This window comes from Pseudomonas oplopanacis (assembly GCF_057128725.1).
On record NZ_JBSKHV010000009.1, the window covers coordinates 23,850 to 47,708 of the forward strand.

Genomic DNA, 23,859 nt, shown 5'->3' on the forward strand with positions numbered 1-23,859 from the left:
ATGAAACCAATCACTCATGTGTCAAAGATAACACATGATTGGTTGACGTAATCAAAATGATGATGATAGTATCTCGTTATGGATGGGGTTCATGCTCGCCTTGAGCAGGTGAACAATCTCCAAAAGAGGTTGGCCAGAGGTAGAGAGTGACCCGGAAATAGAAAAGCCGACCAAGGTACGAACTTGATCGGCTTTTGAAAAAAGACGTCTGAACAGGCTCCAGATGTCTCTCGCGCTTCAGAAAAAGCGTTGTGATGGTAGCCCCTATAGGGTCCTTTCGCAAGGGAGCGAGTTCTGTGTTCGAGCCTATCTCTGTGAGAGACGAATCATGTCCCAGCTAGAGATGTTCGAAAAACCGGACGAGGAAGGGCAGGTCATCTACCGCATGACCATCCGCACCAAGTCTGGGAAGGTGATACGACGAGCGAACGGCCAGCCGTTTCGCATCGTTCTTCGCCCCAAATCGGCTTAACAAGCCGCCCCGCTTGACCCAGGGCATCAGTTGATGCCCTGCACTCCCTTTAGAATGGAGCAATCCTATGAGTCAGGATTTTTACGATCGCAGCGGCGTCCCTATCGCCTATACCGATGACGGTGTCCATATCTTTACCTTCGGTGGATCACCAGTTGGGTATTTTCATGATGACTCCCTGTACTCGTACACGGGACAACATCTCGGCCGGATTACTAATGGGTTGATACGTGACAACCGCGGTCAGGTAGTGTTTTTTTCAAACAATGCTACTGGCGGCCCCATGAGACCTTTGTGCCAGTTGAAGCCCCTGAAAGGTCTCAAGCAGCTTAAGCCTCTCAAGAGCCTTCGGCAGCTCCAGCCCCTACGCCCAATGCTTGACAGCAACTGGTCGCAGCTTTCTGGGCAACAATTCTTCCTCTGAACAATTGCTCGATTTAATGGTGCTCGTATGGGCGCCATTTTCGGGTGGCATGGGTTAAGAGACAGAGCTGAGTCTCCCTATAGAACTTCTCGGATGCCACTCTTGTGCTGTGGTGGGGAAATCGTCGCGCGCTACAAAGCGGCATCCTCTCGAGTGCAAAGATAACTTAGATTGCGCGGTAGCTAATTAAACTAAGGAAAGATGAGGTTCTGATGAAGGGATACGGCGAGTTCGAGATCCAACAAGCGCTTCATTATGTATGCTCCGCAGATAACCCAGGAGAAGCGCTGGACCGCTTCCAGGAACATGTTGAGCTGCTAGGTGACTGGCGCATCATGTACGCGGCGGATGAAGCTGGTGGGCCATTTGGCTTGGTACGGGAGAAGTTTTCTCAGAAAGGTTTCGTTTCGACCATGCTGCGCGGGAAGTCCGTCTGGATTCTGGACAAAGCCTTCGCTTTGTCCGAAACACGGGTTAACTACATACTGGGTGGCTCGCTTTTTTTGGATTCGAATGCGGCCAGCTACATTCGCAAACTGTCGTATGCAGAACGTATTTCACCTGAACTCGACGCTGTGCGTGCAGATCTGCAGCGGATGTTCTCCGTGGATGATCTCGCGAGGCTGAATTCATATGTGTACCTGTGTGAAGCGCAGAAAAAGTGGTCCCCCGAGACCCGGCAGTTTTGCAAAGAAACGGTTGCTGCTGTACATGCGCTGTCGCTTGATGAAGCCCCATTGAGTGAGGGTTGGGGAGAACGGTTTCGCACCCTTTACCAAAAACGTGCCGAGGCGTTCGCCGAGGAGTGGATCGACGGGTTTTCGCGCAATCTGGAAGCAGGGTTGGGCGTCGCGATTGCCCAGCAAGCTGCGGCCGCAGAATGCATGATTCTACGTGCCAAGATTCTCGAGTGTAGCTCTTCAGCGTCACCGGAGGCCAAGATGGAGGCGCTGCTCAGCTTCATGCACGATGAGCTGCGAATCTTCATGCTGCGCGAGCTAATTGTATGTGCCGATATTCTCTTCCATACCAAGAAAACAAAGCTTTCCGAAAAACTGAACTCGGTGCTGGACAAGAAAGATCCGCTCCACATCATCAATAACTGCGCCTGGGATTTGTACATACTGAGGCTCATCGAGTCGCTGTCGAATCCCCGACACTTGGAGGGAGTAGATTTCTGCCTAGACCGCTTAATCACCTTCGATGAGGACATCGTTGATGTCATTTGTCTGACTGAGTTGCGCGCAGTAGCGGTTCATCTTGATTCACATCGAGCGTATCCATTCTTTAATCATGAGTTGACTGGTTGGCTGGCGAGCTTGATTGGGCACAAGCGTATGGCGGGTTTTTCAGGGAATTTGCAGGAAGACGCCTTTAACCAGCGCGCGGATCTTAGAAGCCTGGAGAATGTGCAGAGAATTCTGGCGGAGGATCGCCTTAGGCTACTGCAGTTGGCCAAAAAGTAGGTGATGATTTGTCTGACGGCGGCAATAAAGCATATCGCACCTAGCGAAGGGCAAAGGGAAGATCGCGGCGGAGCAGAGCCGTCAGCTCGTGATCTGGAAATCTGTCTACAGCAGTCTTCCACACCCGGCTAGCTTCTTCCAATTCCCCGACGTTCCAATGTACTCCGCCCATATTGAACCACGCTAGCTCGTAGTTGGAGTTCAGCGTAATGACCTTCATATAGGCATCGATCGAATCGCGCACGCGTCCCAGTTTCTCGTAGGCTACTGCGACCTGGAACCAACTCATATCGTCCGGCTGGATCTCCTCGGCTTGGGGCAGCAAAATCGGCAAGCTCTCCTCGGGTCGATTGAGGAAGTTCAGCGCCGTGCCGAGGCAATAGCCATAGTGCCCGCCCTCGAGATCATATGCGACCCGAAAGCAGCTCTCTGCTTCGTTCCAGTTATCGTTGTCCTGCGCCCAATGTCCCAGACGATCCCACAAATAAGCGGCTTCATCGGCCCGTACATGCTGGATATTTGCCTCGAACTCAGTCTTGAACGCGGGATAGGTCATATCCACGGCCGAACCTTCCGACCGTAAGTACAGCCTGTTCAGTAGCCGTTCTCGCACACCGCTGGGACAGTCCGGATGAGCCCTCAGATATCGATCCCAGAACGGAATACTTAGCCGCGCATTCTCTAGCGAGGTGCGCCCGAAACTGGCGACCTGTTGACTGCACCATGGCCAGATCCAGGCTTCCTCTCCCGCATCGCTCAGTAGCGTATTGATCTCGCGAAACGCCGCCTTCCCGTCACCGAGATTGAAGAGGACGTTTACTCGCCACCCCGAGACCGAAGATCGTTTTCCCAGAGTAGGCTCGGCGAAAACCACGTTGTCGAAATGCTCGAGCGCCTCTCCGTATTCGCCCTTTCGGTGGCAATGGAGTCCCAGGGCGAAGTGCGCTTCTGGAAGTTGAGGGTTGTGATGCAACGCCTCGCAGAAAGATTCGGCTGCGTTCTCCCCGTCACCTAGCTTCTCGTAGCTGGAACCGAGGTTCTTGTAGCACTCCGCCAGAAGTATTTTGCCGTCGTCGCCAGTCAGGTGCTGAAGAGCGATCTCATATGCCTTAATGGCTTCATCTTCGCGTCCTAGCGCCGAGAGCCCGTTGCCAATCGAGTATTGGAGGTTTCCCACATCAAGCCCGCCAGTGTCGAGCTTGGACATGAGATAGGAAATGCCATCCGAGATGCGTGCAGCCTTGCCGCTCCGCCCAGTCATGCCGAGATTGATCTCCGCCAGGTAGCAAAAAATCAGCGCATCATTATCTTGAGGTAGAACGGAGGCGAACTTCTCAAACGCGGAGCTGATCATGTCGTCCGCGCCGCTGTTATAAAGGCTAGAAAGCATCGCTGCAGCCTGCGCTCCATCTTCCGGAACATGCAGGTCTGGGCGGGCAGCTTTTACGATGCTGGGCAGATCTTCGGGACGAGCAGTTGTTTGTGCGACCCGCATGCCCCTCAATGACGCTGCACCGGATTTCGTCAAAGCCGCCAGGGACTTTAGGCGTGCGTCAGTAAGGAGCTCCGCGAAGGTCACGGTGAGCGTTTGCTGCTGCGTCCAATTCTGTCCGCTATGCTCGTACTTCCGTATCACAGTGTCGGCGGAGCAGAACCTCAGCGTGTCGGTCGGAATGTGAAAGCAGGCGAAGAAGGAATGAGGCTGCATCAGCAGGTAATTAAGATTGGCCCGCTTTATCTCGATACTGACCGACCCGTCAGCATTTGCGTCCCTTTCCGTTCCTTTTAATTGGACGTGGATCCTGACGTTGGTCGCGCTTTCGCGATCGATAACCTCGATCTGGCAGTCGGTTCCATAATCCTTGCGGTCCGAAGCCTGCAGGACAAATTCTTCCGAATTCGATAACAAGCTCTGGAAAGCAGCTTCGGCCTTGCTTTCCGTTGCATGGTTTCTGTGACGCTTTGGCAGATCGTCAAGGTGATCCATCTTCTATCTTCTAGGCACTGAGCGCTAATGCATGGTATTTCTGCGGGATAGTAGCAGGTCCTGTGACGAGGATAGTTACGCCTTTATCGATCTATTAGCGACAACAGCTATGTGCTTCAGCCGGCACGGAGGGCTTCACGTGCGATTGTGTCCCTGCACCCTTGACGCCCTTAGGAGGCTGCGAAGTGTCTTCGGTTCTTTGCTCGCCACTCCCCCGTTGAGTATGTGTTGTTGGGGCGTTCGTGACTGGAAAGCCGACGACTGCTCTTGACCGATGGCAGCCCCTCGTTACGGAATGCAAATCGGCCGCCTTTTGCCTGTAATGGTGAGAGGCGCAGGACCCGCATCCCTTGCAAGGTCAATATCGAGACACTCGCTGAAGACCCTCTAGGAATCTCTGGAGATAGGTTTCGCTGCCGAACGCGAATCCAGCCTCCAGAAGGGGCATCTTGTACTCATGCGTCGAGTACTCATGTGCAAAGCGATTAATGGTTTCCGAATGCCAAGACAGACGTCCGACGGCGATCTGCCGGAACTGTCCTTTCTCAATCATATCGTTGAGCACTTCCTCGGTAACGCCGCGCTCTTTTACGAAACTCATGAGACACAAAAATTCAAACCGTTCGTAGAGCAAGTCTGCATCATGGACGCCGGCGAAGGCGGGTGCCCATCTCGGGCACAGGACGCTTGCCAACCGGTTGCTCAAAGGCGTTTGGGAATTCGTCTGTCCCTCGAAGCCCTTCCAGTGCGGTGTAAGGTTGCTCCCCGCTTCCAAGTAGAATGGTGAAAGATCAACACCGACAACGGTCGGCAGCTCGCGCCGATTAATCACGGTCGTATTGAAGAGCTTATACAGCTCATTCAGACGTCCCGCCCTTGTGAGCCCCAATCCGTATCCGTAGAAAACTAACGCTGCTGGATAGTTCTTCAACGCCAGCCAATGGGTATATCCGGACTGGTTTTTTTGCGCCTCGGCGTAAAGGCTTTTGATTGAGTCGAGCACCAGGCCCAATTCGTCGCCGCTTCCCCAACGACCCAATACTGTTGCAAGTCTTACCAATGGTTCGATGGCGGCTTCGTGCGCAAGCACCCAGTCAGTGAAAGACTGGCTTCTCCGATCCTCGCTGGAGGCAAACAAGGGGGCGAAGTGCGCAATGGCTTGTTGAGTTTGAGATGTCACCAAGTCATCCAGTTGAATCCGGTGCTCGGGCTTGGCCATGAAACGCTTCGCCATGGCGATAGCCAAATCTATGTCAAGCGGATTGGTATAGCGGGACTGCTGAATGGTTTCTAATTTCAGATTCAGTCCATCAAAAAAAGTGTCGGCGTCAGTGCCACCGACGACAGTCGCGCGACGATGGGTCACGAGTTCTGCACCGCGTTCGGATAGGCGTCCCCGTGCCAGCCAAAAGGTAGGGTAGCGCCGATTGGGTGCGCGAAGGAACGCGGAGCGCAGAGCGTGATCCCATTCTCCTGACCAGCCTGCAACGATAAGTCCGAACTCGTCGATAATTCGGTTAAGAAGGTCGTTGAATTCGGCCGGGTAGTCACCCAGTTCAACATCCGTATTAAGGATCCTGGCGTCTTTGTAATCGCCGTGAATTTTCAAGATGTAGCACTGCGTATGAGTGAGTGGCTCCGCGCCTGCCAACGTGTCAATCGAACTCACCACTGTAGGCTCGATCCCCAAATCACGAAGAGCGTTTTCCATCAATCGATCAAAATTGGTGGTGACGATGATGCGCACATGGCCGGATTTAACCATGGCCGCGATCGCCCGGTGGGCGGACGTTGGCATCTTGAGGCCGTCTTCCAATTCCTGCTCGTTTGGCTCCAAAAAACCCTGAATAATTGCGCGCCTTTCTGTTTGCGTGCTGGCTAAGGCCTCCAAGAGGGTAGAGTAGTTGGGCTGCTGCCCGGTCTTACCTAAGTACCATGCGAGCCAATCATCCTGATGACCTACGCCCTCTGCGATGCCGGCGCGCTTCACCAGCTCCATCGTGATTTCCCAACCCGTGGGTATGCCGGCGGAGCGCGACACGCCCGACCCAATGAGCACTGCGTAAACACCCTTGTTTTCATACATGGAAAACGCAAGCTGGGTGGTTGGGTTAGTCGCAATAGTGGTCATGCCGTAGTCCTTAAGAGGCTGGAAGCGTCCGACCGCTACGTTCTGAGAGGCCGTTATCCTATGCGATAGGGAGTGTAATTGAAGACCGCTGTTCAAGGTGAGCGGCAGCTATCTATCCTTAATTCTCACGCGACTTCCGGCGGGTTACCGCCGGGAGCCATTTCATAAGCGTTTCTCTTATTGGGCGAGCCAGCTGAACATTGTTAGGTCGGACCATCCGCCCGTAGGGCGAGAAGGTCTCGATGGTCGCGACGGACGCGAAGGTCTGGACGGACGAGAAGGGCGCGACGCTCTAGAGGCCCGAGCTGGCCGAGTTGGGCGAGCGGTGCCCATTACTCGTTCATTTGGGTTCCAAAGCACCGGTCTTCCCGCATGATCCATGCATAGCAGCCCACGAACCGTTCCCAGCCAATTACCGGTTTCAGCAGACCAAGCATGATTGTTTGCAAGGTAGGCAATCCAATTCATGTGTGAGTCAAAAATATGCTGACCCGGCTCAATCCAAGCCATCAATTCACAGTTCTGATCGAATAACGGATAGAGCATGACAATTTCCTCTAGAGTGAATCTGTCATGCTAGCAGTGTGAAATCACGACGAGAGTGGAGGGTGGAAATTTCAGGTTCAGCGACCCTTCGAAGAGCGTCCTGAAACGCCCACTTCTAGTAAAATTTTTGGTCTTCAGAAACTGCGGAAATCCAACGTCGTCATTGGTAAGCGCAATCAATCCACTCGGGCGACGATGAGCAAATTTGCGTTGATTTTTGTGGCTATTTTCAAAAGTGATACAGGGGGGGCGGGGTGGGCGAAACCGAAGAGAAAATTAATCCGACTGGGCACCTTAATGCGTTAGCGGTCTGGGCAAAACAGAATGAGGAGTGCTACGAGGCGATTCAAGAAAAAAGATTGACCGCGCTGAAATTGGCGGTTCAATGCATAAATGATGGAACATTAGATTCACTTGATGGTGTGGGATCACCTTTGTCTTGTGAAATAAAAAAGCACCACGGGGTTGAGCTTTTTGAAATGAACAGGAATTGGGTGGAGACCTCTCAGCATTGGAGATGCCCATGTTGTGAAAGAAGTAAGTTTGAGATTTCCAGGCTCGGAAGTAAGGGGCAAATACTTGCGAAGCTAGTTGAGCATCACGATCACATGGCCGACGCGCTCAAAGCAGCGTTTAATCAGGTTTTTATTGAGAGTGGTACTGAAGAGCCAACAAATACGGGGTTAGCGCTGATCGAACGAATGGCGCCGGCATTTTCAGCTTATGCTGCGGTTTTGATTTGTGAGGATTGTAATAACGCTGATGCGGCAGCAAAAAAAATCCTGTCCGCCAGAGGTGATCGTGTTGAATGGCAATCCTTTTCCATCGGGCAGATTCGGCAATTTACTAACGTTGGTAAGCATGTATCACATCGTATAGATGAATCAAAGGTGATGGCGCTGTGGCGACTCGCACGGCCGTCGTACGTGGCGAGAATGCAATTGGTTTATCAGGTCGCCAAGGCGGCAGTTCTGCAAGACTACTGGTATGAAAGGTATCCGTTCGGGACAGTTGCAATTCCGACTTTATCAAATGGGTACCATAGATACGGCGGTTTGGAGCTAGTGAATGGCGCGTTATTAAGCCGCGAAACGTCGAGGAGCAATATTGTTCACCAGGCCAACCGTAGTCGGTGGCGTACCGAAAGTAAGCCTGCAGGGAGCATCCCTCCGGCGAATTACTTGGCTATGTTGTTGTCGTTGCCAGGGTGTGCGCGGATGTGGAACGAGCTGGAGGAGTCTTGGAAGTGCCCAATTTGCCAGCGCTTGAAGTTTGAGGTCGTGACGTTCATGAAAGGTAAGGTGGCTTTTCATACCCATGTACCGACGCGACTAAGCACCGCTTGGAGAGGGATACACCAAATATGCATGGGTTGTTGCAGCGTCGTAACAAACATGAAATTAGAACTTGAGAAAGGATTCGGGGTTGATGTAGGTGCAACATTCGATTGCATTACACCAGATCAGTTGCGCTCTATCTTAAGGGCTCGCCCTCACTCCGCTCCGTTGGTAGATGGACGGAAAGTGCAGAAGCTGATTGATGATTGGCTCTCGCGTTAGGATTTGGTTCAGCAAGCTATAGAACTCCATTTTTCCGGCCTAGGGCGTGAACGTATGCTTGGTTTGCATTCAAATGACTGGTCCCGACCCTGGCTGTACGAAAACGGTTTAGAAAAATTCTATGGCCAGCAACGCAACGAAAATCGCGTTCCTACGAAAATTTTAGGTCTGCTGAGTATCCAGTCGCCGAGACATTTTACGTAGCAATACAGATAAAACTATGCATGCCTTTTCACACAGCCTGGACCCAAAGCTCCCATTCCTGGCAGGAGTTTTTTGGCCGGAAGCGGCCCCTTGTTAAGGGCTGCTAACGCCAAAAGAGGCCATTCACAGTTGCCCGAAAACGGTGAGAATTCAGTTCGCTTACCTCGTGGTCATCAAATGTCTGATAATGCTCTTTATCACACATAGGATAAGAAAGGATTCACCTGATGGCTCGCGCTAAATCCCCGACCGGCACTACTGGATTTGCTCCCAAACTGAAATTGGCCCCAGACCAAATTGAGCGGGGGATTCAACGTCTCCAAGATCGCATCACCGAGTTGAGAAGTTTCGATGCATCTGAGCTCAATGATGAGGGCGACTCTCCAAAGCTAACGGCCCTCTCGGCCGCAATTAAAGACACCTTAGAGCGGTGTTTTGGCGAAAATACATCGGTTTTCAACCGCTTAGGAGACGCAGCAACACTGCATTTCTTCCCCGGGTATTACTCGCATGACTACCCGCTTAGGCATCATTACGTGACAGGTACTCAGGATAATATCCAGCAATCGATCCTTATGCTTGCAGAGGCGCAGCGCACTCTGAGGGAAGATCTTGCCGATCATGTACTTGACCGTGAACCCGAGCCTACGGTAAGTCCCAACACGTCAACTTTGTCACGTCGTGTGTTTGTGGTGCATGGCCACGATGACGCGGCACTGCAAGGCCTTGCTCGCTTCCTCGAAAAGCTGGGTTTAGAGGCCATTATCCTTAAGGAGCAGCCTGACCAAGGGCGAACCATTATCGAGAAATTCGAGAATTCGGCGGGTGATGTCGGTTTTGCTGTTGTGTTGTTAACGCCTGACGATCTAGCTAAATCCGCAAAATCGGATACTCCGGATCCTAGAGCTCGACAGAACGTCATTTTTGAGCTTGGCTTTTTTGCCGGGAAGTTGGGCAGAGGCCGTGTATGTCTTTTGCGCAAAGGTCACGTTGAAATCCCCTCAGACCTGTATGGCGTTATCTATACCGAGATGGATTCGGCAGATGGTTGGCAGACAAAACTGGTGAAAGAACTCAAAGCCGCGAAACTGGATTTTGATGCCAACAAGCTTTGGCAGTGACCCGAAAATACCAACCCCGGAAAGGAAGTGAATGACTACGACGCGCCGACCCCCGGGTTTGCTGCAAAGCAATATGAACGCCTTGCGCTGCTCTATCTCGTGGTGAGCGCACGGCGTCGGGGTTGGGAACTGGGCTGAAGATCTGGACTACATCAAGGCGGGACTGCTGATCCTATTGCAAACACTAGCGGGATTGCTCAAATGGGTATATGACAAATGCTTCAGCTAGCCATTGCAAATTGAGGACGCGGCATTGAGAAGGACGGTTGATAATCCGATATGCTCGCCCCCCACACACACTTTCAGGGTATAGATCTGGAGCCGCAGCGAGGCGCGCGGGCGAGTAATCGGAAATGGCCGTGCGTCGTACCACTAAGCTTTCTAATGAGTCGTCAAAGACAGATTATGCATAAGTCGATTACGGGTGATCTAAAGCTACAGCCACCCTTCAACCTGATGAGTCTGAATAAGGCTTACTACATCTGCTCCCAAAATTACTGATCCGACGGGAAGTTTGGCGGTTGTAACTAGCCAACTTAGCACTGCGCTAAACGGAAATCCTTTAGCTGCCAATCGAATCTCTTCAGCCTTATCAGCATCGATTGCAAACACTCGATCGTAATCTTTCAGGAGTGCCAGTAGACAGATCAGTGCGTGCTTTCTACCATCTGGCAAATTCCTAGCGGATGCAGTGTCATTTAGGCCAAACACCTTTATTGACTCATCCCCCTTCGCTCCGAGAGAAATATACTCACCTGTACTTGGCAATAAGCGAAGATAAAGCTCGGGATCATCTTCTGTAGGATTAATCAACAGTGGAGAGCCGGCTGCATCAACAGGAAATAACTTTCGCTTCAAATTACTGTTGCAGTAACTGCAAGCTAAAAGGTAATTTTCCCAAAGGAAAGCTCGTTCAGGATAATCTGCCTTAGGCCAAAAATGATCTATATCAGTTCCGAAACTATCCTCGCAGTACATGCACCGGCTTCGTCCAGAAGCCATGTTTTCAAGCTCCATCCGTACTTCTGAGAACGCTACATTAGGTTTATTATCCCAACTTTTCTCAGCTTGATCTTTAGGATTCTGAGCTGCCACCACTCGGTTGGTTACCCTACCTAGGGCCTTGACAGTTTTTGTCGTGAGAGTCGGTCTGATCAGACGACGCATTAACCATTGGCCCCTAAAATAGCTCGTAATTTTCGGTCCGCTAGAGTGCTCATGTCGTTTCCAAGGCAGTCCTTAAGCACTTCATATCTTGTTATCTCTTCTTCACTAGCCATATTTCGTATGACTTTAGCCTCCAGTGCTGCAATTTCCTGACGCAGTTCCTCTGCGCGCTCGGAGTGAGCATGCTCTAAACCAAATAAATCCGTCATTACAGCGTCGTCGGCTCCACCATTCACGACCGCGCTCCAAGTAACTTCACTTATATGTTCAATTTTTCTCGAGTCACCAGGCGCCGGAAGACGTATAATTCCGTTAGCACTTGCCGCTTGACAGATGAAAGGACTGTGCGTGGTAACTAAAAACTGTATTGCTGGAAAGGTTTTTGTTAGCCAGAATCCTATTTGCTGCTGCCATACCACATGTAAGTGGGCATCTACTTCGTCGATGATAACAACCCCGGGAAGATTGCAGATAGACTTCCCGGAATCATCTTTCGATATTTCTAGTGTTCCATAAGCTTCGTGTAGCCGCCTCAGTATGTCGACAACTAAAGCAGCTACGGTCCTATAACCATCACTGACCTCCTCGAGTGGAAGTTCAACGCCGTCACGCTGGATCCACAATCCATCAGAGTTAACTTTTTTAATGACGCTTCCGTCAGGAAGCAACCCCTCACCTAAGATATCAAGAACTGTAGATTTTAGAACTTCGGCACCAGGTCTTTTTTCCAAGCTACGGTGATGAAGTTGCTTCAGCCAATCTATGGCATCTGAAAGCGTTGCAGTTTCATTGAAAAGATTCACAAGCCGAGCAAGAACAGGGTCGCCACTTAGCTTGATTACTTCTGCAGGTGGAGGACCAAGGTGGCGATAAGGACCATACCCCGCGATGAACCATCCACTTGGGCTATCTGCCCAGGGACCTCTATCGGGAATCTTCTGACGTCCTTTGGGCTCTTTACTCATCCAACGGTCGAGAAAGTCACTAGATTGACTGGACCATGTCCCGTGGATAGCTGAAGTCCATTGAAGGCCGACCCAAAATGGTTCTTTTGTGGTTCTACCACTAGGTTGAAAGCTATCCCTCTTGTCGCCTTCTAACCGAACGGCCACGGTACCTACCTTTTCACCTGTACGGACCCATCCCGTGAAAGTTCCTGCTAGAGACCTAGACGCCAATGGGCCGATCACAGTAAGAGCGATCGACTTAAGAAGAGTGCTTTTGCCTGCCCCGTTTCTACCTACAAAAACAGTCCATCCAGCGTAGCCGCCATCTGTGTGGGCCAAAGACACGCTTTGGGTACCTTTGAAGCTTCGGAGGTCAGTGATTTCAATTTCAGTGATATACATTGATGACTGTTTCCAAAATAGTACCTATGAATCTTACCTACTTTCGTAGACGCATCGAATGGCTACTGTTGGCCGAGGCTGTGCGAAAACGTTTTCGAGCAGGTTCGTCGGTCTGAATCGGAGCGAAAATCGCACTCCATGTATTCACTAGCGGCATCACCCTAATGAGGTCGAGCTTAATGCTCGTGAGTGACGCCTGTCGAGCGACCGCTTTTGGCCCAGGCTGTGTAAAAACGCAGGCACCATTTTCAAGTCTGCGTTGCTACGTAAAATCTACCAGTGCTTGGTTAATCAGCAGACCTGAAATTTGCGTAGGAACGCGATTTTTGTTCTGGTTTTGACCGTAAAACCTGTTCTAAAACGTTTTCACACAGCCTGGGCCGATAGCGGCCTACCACGAAGGGCCGCTTGTATCGCTTCAGGGCCACTTGCGCCCCCGGATGAAGAGGATAACCAGGTGGTGTGGCTCGAATATCCGGCCACACCCTGCGCGGTAGGGTTCGTCGTGAATGATGTGAAGGGCTGCCGTTCGACTTCTAACCAATGGTCACTCCACAACATCGAGGAGTTGCTGGAGGCCGCCAAAAAGGGTATCGAGCTATCGTATGGGTGTGAGTCTCTCGAAGTCAAAATAAAGGCAGGTGCACCGACCCACGCTGCTCGGGGAGCTATCTGCTGTACAGTTAAGGTCAAGCTTGAACCACCTCGACACTCACGTTCAGACCGTTGACATGGAGCATGAGCTTGCCACCCTCCCTTACCACTTTTGCTCTGGGCATGTAGGCGTAGTGGTAGTAATAGTAGTACGTCGCCTGGCGCCACTTCTGTCCGCCATAAAAATGGAAGATGGTGTCCTGATCCTCAAAGCCCTTAAATTCCCCATCGAGCTGCCCTTCACATACAACCATGGTGCCTCCTTGAATTGTGATCATCGTGTTAGTGGGTATGAGTCTTCATTACACAGTGCTTTGATGACGCTACCGATGCGCCTGAGCGACTCCTTTTAGCCGCTGCCATGGGCTTAGGTGAGGCCCCTGTCGAAGACACCGGACTATGTGGTTGCACATGTCCTTCTCGCTATGATGCAGAGACATCCTTTCAAGCTCTCTTCAATGGACTCGAGACGCATGTCCATTTCAGCTGATGATCACGTTGTCCACCGGACTACGGGCGTCGGACGGTTTGCCATTCGTTTCTTTCACGCTACATTCACTAGCATTGTGACACTACCCTAGGCTCAAGGACGACGCATGCAGATCAAGCATCTGGAAATTGCCAATTTCCGTAAGCTCCATTCGATACGGATAGATCTTTCCGAGAAAACAACTCTTTTGGTGGGCGCGAATAACAGTGGAAAGTCCTCCGCAATGCTTGCACTGCGCAAATTTTTGAGCGGTAAAGCCTCTGGAATCAGGCTGCAAGATCTGACCCTCTGCCATTTCGACCGTATTGATGAGATCGGCCGTGCTTGGGAAGCAGCAAACGGCGTCGAAGACCTTCCGATAGCCAATGACTGGGACGACTGGCTCCCCCATCTCGACATCTGGATCTCAGCTGAGCCTGGCGAATTTCACTACATCCGCGACCTGATCCCTAACTTCGAATGGAGCGGTGGTCTCGTTGGAATGCGGTTCCGGTTGGAGCCCGATGACATGACCGAACTATTCACCGATTACCGAAAGCAGCGCGATCGGGTCGGAACTCTCGAGGCTGTCTTGGCGGCGAACCCCGAAATGATCGGGCGCCCTCAAGGTGGGGAGACAACCTCAGGCACAGATACTCCTGTGCAGATGCAAACCCAAGGCAGCTTGAGCCTTTGGCCTCAGAACCTGACCGACTACCTGAACCGCCGGCTCGGTAAAATGTTCAAGTTGCGCTCTTACCGGCTGGATCCTGGAAAGCTTCACACCCCTCCCAGGATGATGCGCAGAGCGGCGCCCCAGAGGCTTTCGCCAACAGCGTCACCACTCGAAAAAAATCCTCTTGAGGGACTGATCAAAATCCATGAAATTAACGCCCAGCGGGGGTTTGGCGACCATGGCGATGATGGTCAGACCGACTCTCAGTCAAATGGGGGTAAAAAACTTTCGGAACAGCTTCGCACTTACTATCACAAGCATCTTGATCCAGGGGACACACCCGAAGTGTCTGACCTGGAAGCGCTGCGTGCAATCGAGGTCGCCCAATCGGCCTTCAACTCTCGCCTCAGCACCAGCTTCGGCCCGGCGCTCCTGCAAGTGCAAACACTCGGGTATCCGGGCCGCAGTGACCCTACCATCACGCTTCAGGCCAAACTCGCCGCTACGGATGGGCTCAATCATGAAGCCGCGGTGTTGTTCGAGGTCGACTCAAAAAACACAGCACCAGGGGCATCAGTCTTGCGGCTTCCGGAAACCTCAAACGGCCTGGGTTACCAAAACCTGATCTGGATGATCTTCCGTCTAATGAGCTTTCGCGATGACTGGCTCAAGAAACACCGAAACCCCGATGAGCAGACCACTGTCGGGTTAGAACCCATCCACTTGGTATTGATCGAGGAGCCGGAGGCTCACCTTCACGTCCAGGTGCAGCAAGTCTTCGTTCGGCATGCGTATGAAGTGCTCTGCGAAGATGAGCTGATTAAGCGTCACCCTAACCTCAAAACGCAGTTGCTCGTGAGCACGCATTCTAGTCACGTCACTCACGAGGTCGAGTACGAGAACCTTCGTTACTTCCGACGCCTGCCAGCGGGTATGGACAGTGTGCAAGTGCCCGTGTCCACCGTGTCTAACCTTTCAAATGTCTTCGGTGAAGGTTCCTATACGAGGGAGTTCGTCACCCGTTATCTGAGGGCGCAGCATGCAGACCTTTTCTTTGCCGATGCGGTGATTCTAGTTGAAGGGGCTGCCGAGCGGATGCTGTTGCCGCACTTCCTGCGCACGCAATTCAAGTTCCTCGACCAGTGCTACATCACGACCCTTGATATCGGGGGAAGCCATGCCCATCGACTGAGGCCACTGGTTGATGCTCTCGGCATCGTTACGCTGGTCATCACCGATTTGGATGCAGGCAAGAACAAAGCCGCAATGCCAGTCCGTCGAGGTGCCGACCTATCGACCAATAACCCTACGTTAAAGCACTGGCTCAGGATGAAAGATGAGTCAGTCAAAGTAGACAGCCTGCTGGAGCTGGCTGATGAGGCTAAATGGCAAGAGCTCGATGAGCTCTTTGCAATCCGAGTGGCCTACCAGACTCCGATCCTTGTACAGCTCCCGGGGGCAAATACTGGCCCAGTGGAAGTGCTGGCCAACACGTTTGAAGACAGCTTGGTGCTTAGCAATGCCGCTCACTTCGCAGAGCGCTCCGGCCGCGGCTTGGTGGGGCGCTTTGCCAAGGCACTTCAGGCGTCCAAGACCCCGGAAGATCTCGCTGACGATTTGTTTGAAGCGTTGAGAGACGGCAATAAGGCTGAATTTGCTCTGCAGGTGCTGGGTGATCCGGGCTTTCCGGATCTGACGGTGCCTGAGTACATCCGGGAAGGTCTGGTTTGGCTTGAGTCAAAGCTTCGCAAGAAGCAGTCAGAGCTAGTGCTTGTAACAACCAACTCTGCGGAGGTTCAGGTATGACGGCCTTGCCAGATGCCGATGAGGTTATCCAGCAATGCCTCGACCTGGATAACCCCAGGAGCTTTTTCTTGTACGCCGGCGCCGGTTCGGGGAAAACCTATTCCCTCGTTGAGGCAGTACGAGGGTTTAAACGCAGGGCGCATGAGCAACTGACGGTTGAGGGACGACAAATTGCGATCATCACCTACACCAACGCTGCGGCTGAAGAAGTCATGCGTCGATTGGAGCATGACCCATTGGTTTGGGTTTCAACCATCCACTCCTTTGCCTGGGAGATGATCAAGGGTTTCAACGATGACATCCGCGCTTGGTTGCGCGTGAAATTGGCCAAAGACATCGATGAGCTCGAGAGGAAACTGTCAAAGGCTAAGGGGGACAACAAAACCTCTAGGGCTAACAAGGCAGAGAGGGATCGCAAGATCAAGCGGCTCGATAACGTCGAGCACGTAATTGACTTTACCTACAGCCCTACGGGCGAAAACCGTGGCCACCACGCGTTGAATCATTCCGACGTGATAGGACTGGCGGCAGCCTTCATCCAACAACGACCACTGCTTGATGTCTTGGTGGATAAACATCCGGTGCTGCTGATCGACGAGAGCCAGGACACCATGGCCGCACTTATGGATGCGTTTTTGGTAGTGCAGGCTCAAGCCTCTGATCGCTTCTGCCTAGGCCTGCTGGGTGACACCATGCAAAGCATCTACGGTCATGGCAAGCAGCACCTCGACTCAGCCGTTCCACCCGACTGGGCGAAGCCCGAAAAGATTTACAATAGGCGTTGCCCGGTACGGGTTGTCGAGCTCATCAATGCGATCCGAGCGCAGGTCGACAAGCACCAGCAAAAGCCGCTGGATGATGCGCCGGCGGGTACCGTTCGAATGTACTGCGTTCGAAGCCAGCCCGCCTCGACATTCGAGGTAGAGAATCAGATTGCCAACTGCATGGCCGATATCACTCACGACCCCGCTTGGAAGACAGGGATGGATGGCCGAAAGACGCTGATTCTTGAACACAAGATGGCGAGCCGACGAATGGGGTTCGATGACATGTTCGTGCCGCTGTACCAGGTTGAACATCTCAGAACCGGCTTGCTTGATGGCACGCTTTCCGCGCTCAGAGTGTTCCTGGATGGGGTCATTCCAATCATCCAAGCGGCTCAGATCGACTCATTCCAACTGATGGAAGTTGTGAGACTGCGCTCGCCTCTTCTGTCCCAGGAGCGCCTAGCCACAGCGCCAGACCAGATCACGACAATAGACCAAGCCCGCGCCGGCACTCAGGATTTGTTAGCGCTCTTTGTCGATAATGATCCTTTAATTCAGGACGTGGTTGGCGTGTTGCTGCGCACGCAGTTGTTGGTCGTACCTGAAAGGCTTCAGGCCGCATTCGAGATGGGTGCGACCACTGCAGACTTCCCCGAGAGTGGTGACCGGGAAGTGCTGGAAGTCCATGCCTACCGGCTCCTAATCGGCAGCCCCTTTTCCCAGCTCAACGCGTATGCCAAATACTGTAGCGAGCTCTCACCTTATGGTACCCACCAGGGGGTGAAAGGGCTGGAGTTCCCTCGGGTGATGGTCATCATCGACGATGAGGAAGCAGCCGGGTTCTTGTGGAGTTACGAGAAGGCACTTGGGGTCAAGCTACCTTCCTCTGCTGACCTCCAAAAAGAAGCCGAGGGGGCCGACAACGCACTGACCCGCACGCGTCGCTTGCTCTACGTGACTTGCAGTCGTGCACAGGAAAGCCTGGCAGTTGTTTTCTATACCCAGAATCCTGAAGCAGCGCGCCAAAGCGTCATCAAGGCAGGATGGCTGCGTGAAGAGGAGATCGAGGTGCTATAACTTTGTCGCTAACGGCGCGTCTTGGCGTCTGGGGTCTGACGTTTCGATATATGCCCGGTATCCCTGCTCCACGCGTTTGTCAACAGATCGGTGAGTACTGCTCAGTGCCGTCCGCTGAAGGTTGTCCCGGTATCCGAACTCCATGGGGCAATGAATTCAGCCCGATGATTGAGGACGGCGTTCGTTGTGCGGAGACTTGGCTTTACGGTTCATCAATACCGCTATGGTGGGCGCTGGCGCAGAGCCGAAAGCGTCATCGCCCAGGTGATTCTCAGGAAGCGTCGAGGCCGGTTTTCTCGCGCTTGCAACAGGCGCTGATCTTGCGGCGTGAAGCCGCCACCTCCCAATCAACCAGTCTTGATGCTTTAGGTTGTATTTGACGTTTGAGATTTGCTTTTTCCGCCAAACCCTCCGATCCAGCGATCTTTGATCGCGCCGATCGGAGGGTTCACTCGCTCTTTATCGAAGCCACCTCGTTCCACCATCCTATTTCAATTCTAATTAGCATCACGCCGTCATGCCCTCGATCTATACCGAGCGCAGTGCCGTTCCAGTGTCAGAGCGGATCTTTTCGTGGGGCCATGGATGGAGGAGTGGCGACAGCGGCGACAGCGGCGACAACCCATGCAGAACAGGGCCTGAAGTGTGGCGACAAAAGTGGCGACAGTCGCCACTTTCTGAGCGCTTTGGCCGTGACGCTTGACCGCCTTTTCGAGTGGGTATAAAAATTGGCGCACGGATCGCTGTCGTTGACAGCACCAACCCAGGTAGCCAGAACCTTTAAGGCTACGCCACTTGTTGGTGGTTCTCCCGAAGTGCGATTAGCGTCCGGCGGCTCGCACGGTCACTCCCCAAGAGTGGTGGATGCCTACTCGACTTATCTGTCCATTGCGGCAGACGATGGACCTACCTCGCTGCGTTGCAGCAACCTCACCTCTCGACGCACTTCGCTGCGCCAGACTGCGCCCGTCTCTTTCTCTTGGAAAGAGACGGGCGCTCGTACCGCTGCTGCAAGCCACGTCGTACAAGGCATTGCCGCAACTCTCCCCGTGACAATCGGCCTGACAAATCCGATTCGTCGCCATTCACAACGACACAGGCACCGGTGCCGCAGCCTATGGAAAGGCTGCACCTGACTGACAGTCAGGCATGCCCCAGGTGTCGATGTTGTTGCCTACTCCCACCCAAGATCTCTAGGTGCCGAACTCGTCAGTCGGCACAGCTTCCACCCGCCCGCATCTTCGGATGCGTCTAAGGAGGCCAGATCTATGGGTTCATGCCCTTGCTCCCGGTCGGAAGGAGCCGTTCGTTCCGCGTCAGTGAATACCTCACAGGCCGCAGGGGCCTTGATCCCTGATAACACTCAACAGCCGTGGCGGGACTACGTGAGGACAGCCAGCAATCAGCGAGGAGAGGACCCATGCAGCAGTTAGATCCGAAGCTTGAACTACCACGACCGCCTCGACCGCTGATTGAGGCGAATCCCGTGGCCCAGCCTTATCCGGTGCAGGCACTGGGTGAGATTCTTGGGCCTGCGGTGGAGCGCATGGCCGAGGTCATCGGCGTGCCCCAGGCGCTGGCCGCTCAGTCGGTGTTGGCCGCTTCGGCGCTGGCCACCCAAGGTCACGCGGGCTTACAGCTCGACGGGAGAAACTACCCCCTGTCGCTGTACTTGATCACAGTGGCCGCGTCCGGTGATCGCAAGACCGCGGCAGATCGATGCGCATTGCTGCCAGCGCGGCAATGGGAGCGTGAACAGTGGCAGCGTTATCGCGAACAACTCTCCCGGCACCGTGTCGCCCAGCGACAGGCGCAGCGCATCAACCCTGCAGAGCCCGACCCCACAATAAACGTACCGCTCGAAGCGGAGCCCTCGGCCCCTCGGCTGATCACCACTGACCCGACTATCGAGGCCCTGGTGAAGGGGCTCTGTCATGACTTACCGAGCATGGGCCTGTTCTGTGACGAGGGCGGACAGTTCCTCGGTAGCAGCACCATGAGTCGAGATAACCGTTTGAAAGCGGTCACGACCTTGTCGTCACTTTGGGATGGCAGTCCGATAGATCGCGCGCGCTCCATGGTTGGTGAAAGCTTGCGAGCCTACGATCGCCGCTTAAGCCTGCACCTAATGCTGCAACCATACTTGGCTATGCAGTTAATCAGTGACCCATTGCTGCAGGGGCAAGGCATCCTCGGACGCTGCTTGATGACCTGGCCCACCAGCCTGGCTGGACAACGTAGCTATCAGGCTGTCGACTTATCCAAAGACGCTGCCCTAAAGCGCTATCACCACCGCCTTTCGGCCTTGTTTTGTCAGCCTTGGTCTCTTTCTGCTGACGGTGCCCTGCAGCTATCACCGCTGACCCTCAGTCCGTTGGCCCGCCGTCGCTGGATTGATCTGCATGATGCTATCGAGGCCCAGCTGGGTGAGTTTGGAGAACTGGCCAGCGTACGGCCTAGCGGATCGAAGGCCGCCGATAACCTACTGCGCATCGCCGGCATCCTCGCAGTTGTGGAGGAGAGCGGCATGGTAGAGGTCGATCATATCCAACGGGCCTCCGCTTTAGTCGGCTACTACCTCACCGAGATCCAGCGCCTGACTGAGCAGGAGCCAGTTTGTCGAGTTAAGGAGGAGGCGGACCGGCTGTTGCGCTGGCTGCAGGTCAAAGATTGGAAGCGCTTTAGTATTCGAGACTTGAACCGCAACGGTCCCCGCTTTGCCCGTAAAAGCAGTCGCCATGCCACCAAGCTTCTGGTCGAGTTGCTTGATCATCATTGGCTGATTACCGACGGCCATACCTTCGAGGTGCGCCATGTTCAATCTTGATGAAGCACTGCGCAACCACTTAGCTCAACGTCAAAAGGAGCCGAAAGCGCGGTTTGTCGCCGCGAGTGTCGCCACTTTGTCGCCACGCTCAAAGCCAGGTAGGACAAGGGCTGTCGCCGCTGTCGCCGCTGTCGCCAACGTTCGTAAAACTATCACCTCGACGACAGCCATTATCCAGTGGTTGGAAAAGGAGGGGGCGCATCTCTACGTCGTCGACAACACGCTGTGTTTTCGCCCTACTGATTGGGCCCAGTTCGCCATCGTAAGCGCACACTGGCGAGCCCTTCTATATGAGCTCGCTGCAGTCGATCAGGAACAGAAAAATGGCTCGCGTCGGTAAGCGAGCGGGGCGCAATTTCGGCTTTGGTCGCCAGCTCAGCTATGCCGGACCGCAAGCCTTGAAAGATCTGTTTGGCGACGGCCATTTTGCTACCGTCAAAGCCCATAGCGATCGCTGGCAGGCATTCGTGCAATGGTGTCGATCGGATGAAGGACCGGGACTCAATGACGCGCGCCAGATCGACCGCGAGATTCTCATGCGGTACGCCGTCCACGTGCGGGAGGAGGTTGATCAGGGCAGCGTCGGCATCGCCACCGCGCAGAACCGCCTGTCCAGCGTGAACCGCACTATGGCCGCGCTGCGCGGTGATCAGTACGTCAAAATCCCCAGTCCGAGCAAGGCGCTAGGCCTACAGCGTTCGAGCGTGCGTAGTGAGGCACCGCAAGGCCAAGATCGTGCTCAGATCGAGTTGATCGCACTCGTACTGTCAGAGCGAGGTCAGCAACGTGTGGCCGCAATTGTGCGTCTGGCCCGGGATACTGGTATGCGCCTGCGTGAAGCGATCTTGGCGGACCTGCCCCGACTGCAACGTGAGGCCAGGCAACTGGACAAGATCAACATCCAGGACGGCACCAAAGGCGGTCGATCAGGCGCGTCAGCACCGCGTTGGATCGCGGTTACTGATCAAATTCGTGGCGCTTTGGATAGGGCCTGGGAGGCTTCACCCAGTGGCAGTCGGAACCTGTTGGCCCCCAACGAGAGCTACAAAGAGTTTATGCAGTCAGTTGTGCGACCGGCACGGGACATCTTGCATGAGCATGGATTGAAAGGCTTTCATGAGCTACAGGCGGCTTACGCCTGTGAGCGCTATGAGCAACTGACTGGCTTGAATGCACCCGTCAATGGCGGTCGTGTTCATCGAGAAGATCGAGAGCTTGATCAGCGTGCACGACAGCAGATCAGCCACGAATTGGGACATAACCGTATCGATGTGGTGAGTGCCTACATCGGAGGTCGGCGATGACGGCCGAGTTCGACATAGCGTTGTTCCTGCGCCCCCTGCTCAAAGGTGCACATGCCACGCAGCAGCGGCACATCAGGCAAGCAGAAAGGATGCACGAGGTGATTCGTGAACGCTGGGGTTGCGCGACTCCCTGGTCCTGGAGAGAAAAGCACGTGAGATGGTTTCTGGAGCACTATTTGCGATGCTCAGCTCCAGCTACCATCTACTACTACGAGTTAACAGCAGGGTTGATCCATCGTAGAAAGGCAAAAGTCGTGGTTGCCTGATAGACGCTTTAAGCGTGAGCCCCTGAGTACGGGAATGCGGAGCCTTCCCATACTCAGGGGCTTGGCTGAAGAGGCGCAGGCATACCAGAGATCTGGCAACTGTCGTCACTCCTTTCGCCCTACTACACGACACGGATCGTAGCCGGTGGCGCGTACCTTTTGGATGTTCAGCGAATCGGTACGACGTTGCGATCTCTGGTTTGATTGATGGCCGATGCCGACAGGCTGCCGGTGGCCGCCTTCTGGATATGTTCACTCCACCAAGCCATCATCGGTCGTCGGCGTTCGATGTAATCCGTCCGGTTGTAGGCGCTACGAACTTCGTCCTTGTCGACATGCGCCAGTGCGACCTCGATCAGCTCCGGATCCCAGCCATGCTCATTCAGGATGGTGCTCGCCATCGAGCGCAAGCCGTGGCTGACTAGACGGTCCTGAAAGCCCATGCGCTTCAACGCCATGTTGGCGGTCTGGCTATTGGCATGGGTACGGGGGTTTCTATCTGAGGGGAACACGTACTCTCTGTTACCGCTGAGTTGCTTGAGCGTCTCCAGTAACGAAAGTGCCTGATCGGTAAGAGGGATTGTGTGCGGCCGACGCTTTTTCATGCGCTCTGGCGGAATGGTCCAAATGCGCTTGTTGAAGTCGATATCTGCCCATCGTGTGGTAGCTGCTTCGGCAGGTCGGGTCATCGTGTGTAGTTGCCATTCGATCAGGCAGCGGGTCGTGCGCTTTATGCTGGCGTTCGCGATTTCCATCATGAGCTCGGGAAGCTCCTCAGGTGGTAGCGCAGCCATGTTCTCTTTCTTGGGTTTCTTGAACACCGCCCGAATTCCATTGAGGGGGTTCGCGAATATCAGCCCGGAGTTGACCCCGTAGGTCATGATTTCGTTGAGTCGTTGGCTCAATCGTTTCACGGTTTCGAGGCTCCCTTTGGCCTCGATCGGACGAAGGATCTTGATAACCATCGGAGCAGTGATTTGAGAGAGCGGCGTTGTTTTCATACTTGGGAAAACATGAAGCGTCAGCGATCTCCAAATATCTTCGGCGTAGGCTTTGGTTACGGAGTCTTTCTTCAGCTCGAACCAGGCCGTGGCCACCTTCTCGAAAGTGTGTTCAGTCTCAGCAAGTTTGGCTTGCCTTACCTCATCACGCTGGGTTTTGGGATCAGTGCCCAAAGCGAGCAGCTCACGTGCCTCTGCGGCTTTCTTCCGGGCGTTGGCTAGCGAGAGGTCAGGGTATGGACCAAGCGCCATGTTGATACGGCTTCTGGTCAACGGCTCGCGGTAATTGAAATTCCACATCATCGAGCCGCTGGCGCGTACTCGAAGCTGCAAGCCATCGCCGTCGCTGAGGACGAAGTCTTTACCAGTTGCCTTGACCGCCTTGAGCTGGCGATCGGAGAGGCGGGTTGCGTTAGTAGGCATTGGGATACCTCCAGCACCGTTTTGGTATCCTGAAAATAGCATTTGGCAGTCCGGGATACCACCTGGGATACCAAAGCGGCTGGAACTCCGAAATTCTCCAAAGCTCCCATAAGCGCTGAAGCCCCTGTATTTACTGGATTTCAGGCACAAAAAAAGACGTCCG

General features: G+C 53.7%; 18 protein-coding genes. 11 read left to right on the forward strand and 7 right to left on the reverse strand.

What is annotated here, in order from left to right:
* The first annotated feature begins 328 nt into the window (after positions 1 to 328).
* The 3 genes from ACWKV5_RS18410 (at position 329) to ACWKV5_RS18420 (ending at position 2,362) form a co-directional block, all read left to right on the forward strand.
* The gene (locus tag ACWKV5_RS18410) at positions 329 to 472 is read left to right on the forward strand and encodes a hypothetical protein (RefSeq protein ID WP_219094506.1); all 144 of its coding nucleotides are present in this window, start codon (positions 329 to 331) and stop codon (positions 470 to 472) included.
* Between the two features lie 67 nt (positions 473 to 539).
* Positions 540 to 896 carry a 4-fold beta flower protein gene (locus tag ACWKV5_RS18415; protein ID WP_483842464.1) on the forward strand — a complete coding sequence of 119 codons (357 nt, stop codon included), beginning with the start codon at positions 540 to 542 and terminating at the stop codon, positions 894 to 896.
* A gap of 212 nt (positions 897 to 1,108) precedes the next feature.
* Positions 1,109 to 2,362 carry a hypothetical protein gene (locus tag ACWKV5_RS18420; protein ID WP_483842465.1) on the forward strand — a complete coding sequence of 418 codons (1,254 nt, stop codon included), beginning with the start codon at positions 1,109 to 1,111 and terminating at the stop codon, positions 2,360 to 2,362.
* A gap of 40 nt (positions 2,363 to 2,402) precedes the next feature.
* On the opposite strand, the gene ACWKV5_RS18425 is transcribed toward ACWKV5_RS18420, so the two are convergent.
* The 3 genes from ACWKV5_RS18425 to ACWKV5_RS18435 form a co-directional block, all read right to left on the reverse strand.
* Positions 2,403 to 4,349 (reverse strand): tetratricopeptide repeat protein, encoded by a 1,947-nt coding sequence (locus tag ACWKV5_RS18425; protein WP_483842466.1) that lies wholly within the window; start codon positions 4,347 to 4,349, stop codon positions 2,403 to 2,405.
* 358 nt (positions 4,350 to 4,707) lie between these two features.
* Entirely contained in the window at positions 4,708 to 6,480 is a 1,773-nt protein-coding gene (locus tag ACWKV5_RS18430) for an SIR2 family protein (protein ID WP_483842467.1), read from the reverse strand.
* A 177-nt stretch (positions 6,481 to 6,657) separates the two neighbouring features.
* On the reverse strand, positions 6,658 to 7,026 hold the full coding sequence (locus ACWKV5_RS18435; protein WP_483842468.1) for a 4-fold beta flower protein: 369 nt from the start codon (positions 7,024 to 7,026) through the stop codon (positions 6,658 to 6,660).
* Positions 7,027 to 7,280: 254 nt separating this feature from the next.
* Here ACWKV5_RS18435 and ACWKV5_RS18440 point away from each other — a divergent pair, with 254 nt between their 5' ends.
* Together ACWKV5_RS18440 and ACWKV5_RS18445 are read left to right on the forward strand one after the other, a co-directional pair.
* Complete coding sequence (locus ACWKV5_RS18440; RefSeq protein WP_483842469.1) at positions 7,281 to 8,585, forward strand: hypothetical protein; 1,305 nt, start codon at positions 7,281 to 7,283, stop codon at positions 8,583 to 8,585.
* Between the two features lie 431 nt (positions 8,586 to 9,016).
* Positions 9,017 to 9,910: a TIR domain-containing protein gene (locus ACWKV5_RS18445; protein ID WP_105709274.1), complete on the forward strand. Its 894-nt coding sequence runs from the start codon at positions 9,017 to 9,019 to the stop codon at positions 9,908 to 9,910.
* A gap of 435 nt (positions 9,911 to 10,345) precedes the next feature.
* Here the strand turns inward: ACWKV5_RS18445 and ACWKV5_RS18450 are convergent, their stop codons facing one another.
* The 3 genes from ACWKV5_RS18450 to ACWKV5_RS18460 all read right to left on the reverse strand — a co-directional run bounded on the left by ACWKV5_RS18450 (position 10,346) and on the right by ACWKV5_RS18460 (position 13,334).
* Complete coding sequence (locus ACWKV5_RS18450) at positions 10,346 to 11,077, reverse strand: HNH endonuclease (protein WP_483842470.1); 732 nt, start codon at positions 11,075 to 11,077, stop codon at positions 10,346 to 10,348.
* Positions 11,077 to 12,426, reverse strand: a complete 1,350-nt coding sequence (locus ACWKV5_RS18455) for an AAA family ATPase (RefSeq protein ID WP_483842471.1) — start codon at positions 12,424 to 12,426, stop codon at positions 11,077 to 11,079. The genes ACWKV5_RS18450 and ACWKV5_RS18455 overlap by 1 nt, the downstream gene beginning before the upstream one ends.
* Positions 12,427 to 13,115: 689 nt before the next feature.
* Positions 13,116 to 13,334 (reverse strand): hypothetical protein, encoded by a 219-nt coding sequence (locus tag ACWKV5_RS18460; RefSeq protein WP_105705360.1) that lies wholly within the window; start codon positions 13,332 to 13,334, stop codon positions 13,116 to 13,118.
* Positions 13,335 to 13,676: 342 nt separating this feature from the next.
* On the opposite strand from ACWKV5_RS18460, the gene ACWKV5_RS18465 reads away from it, so the two are divergent.
* The 6 genes from ACWKV5_RS18465 to ACWKV5_RS18490 all read left to right on the forward strand — a co-directional run bounded on the left by ACWKV5_RS18465 (position 13,677) and on the right by ACWKV5_RS18490 (position 22,272).
* The gene (locus ACWKV5_RS18465; RefSeq protein WP_483842472.1) at positions 13,677 to 16,031 is read left to right on the forward strand and encodes an AAA family ATPase; all 2,355 of its coding nucleotides are present in this window, start codon (positions 13,677 to 13,679) and stop codon (positions 16,029 to 16,031) included.
* Entirely contained in the window at positions 16,028 to 17,875 is a 1,848-nt protein-coding gene (locus tag ACWKV5_RS18470) for a UvrD-helicase domain-containing protein (RefSeq protein WP_483842473.1), read from the forward strand. Before ACWKV5_RS18465 ends, ACWKV5_RS18470 begins: the two co-directional genes overlap by 4 nt.
* A 1,420-nt stretch (positions 17,876 to 19,295) precedes the next feature.
* Positions 19,296 to 20,702 (forward strand): YfjI family protein, encoded by a 1,407-nt coding sequence (locus ACWKV5_RS18475; protein WP_483842474.1) that lies wholly within the window; start codon positions 19,296 to 19,298, stop codon positions 20,700 to 20,702.
* Positions 20,689 to 21,042 carry a hypothetical protein gene (locus ACWKV5_RS18480; RefSeq protein WP_483842475.1) on the forward strand — a complete coding sequence of 118 codons (354 nt, stop codon included), beginning with the start codon at positions 20,689 to 20,691 and terminating at the stop codon, positions 21,040 to 21,042. The genes ACWKV5_RS18475 and ACWKV5_RS18480 overlap by 14 nt, the downstream gene beginning before the upstream one ends.
* The gene (locus ACWKV5_RS18485; protein ID WP_483842476.1) at positions 21,026 to 22,006 is read left to right on the forward strand and encodes an integrase domain-containing protein; all 981 of its coding nucleotides are present in this window, start codon (positions 21,026 to 21,028) and stop codon (positions 22,004 to 22,006) included. The genes ACWKV5_RS18480 and ACWKV5_RS18485 overlap by 17 nt, the downstream gene beginning before the upstream one ends.
* A complete protein-coding gene (locus ACWKV5_RS18490) occupies positions 22,003 to 22,272 on the forward strand; it encodes a hypothetical protein (RefSeq protein WP_483842477.1) in 270 nt (89 codons plus the stop codon). The genes ACWKV5_RS18485 and ACWKV5_RS18490 overlap by 4 nt, the downstream gene beginning before the upstream one ends.
* Before the next feature lie 167 nt (positions 22,273 to 22,439).
* Here ACWKV5_RS18490 and ACWKV5_RS18495 read toward each other — a convergent pair whose 3' ends face one another.
* The gene (locus tag ACWKV5_RS18495) at positions 22,440 to 23,696 is read right to left on the reverse strand and encodes an integrase domain-containing protein (protein ID WP_483842478.1); all 1,257 of its coding nucleotides are present in this window, start codon (positions 23,694 to 23,696) and stop codon (positions 22,440 to 22,442) included.
* Positions 23,697 to 23,859 lie beyond the last annotated feature (163 nt).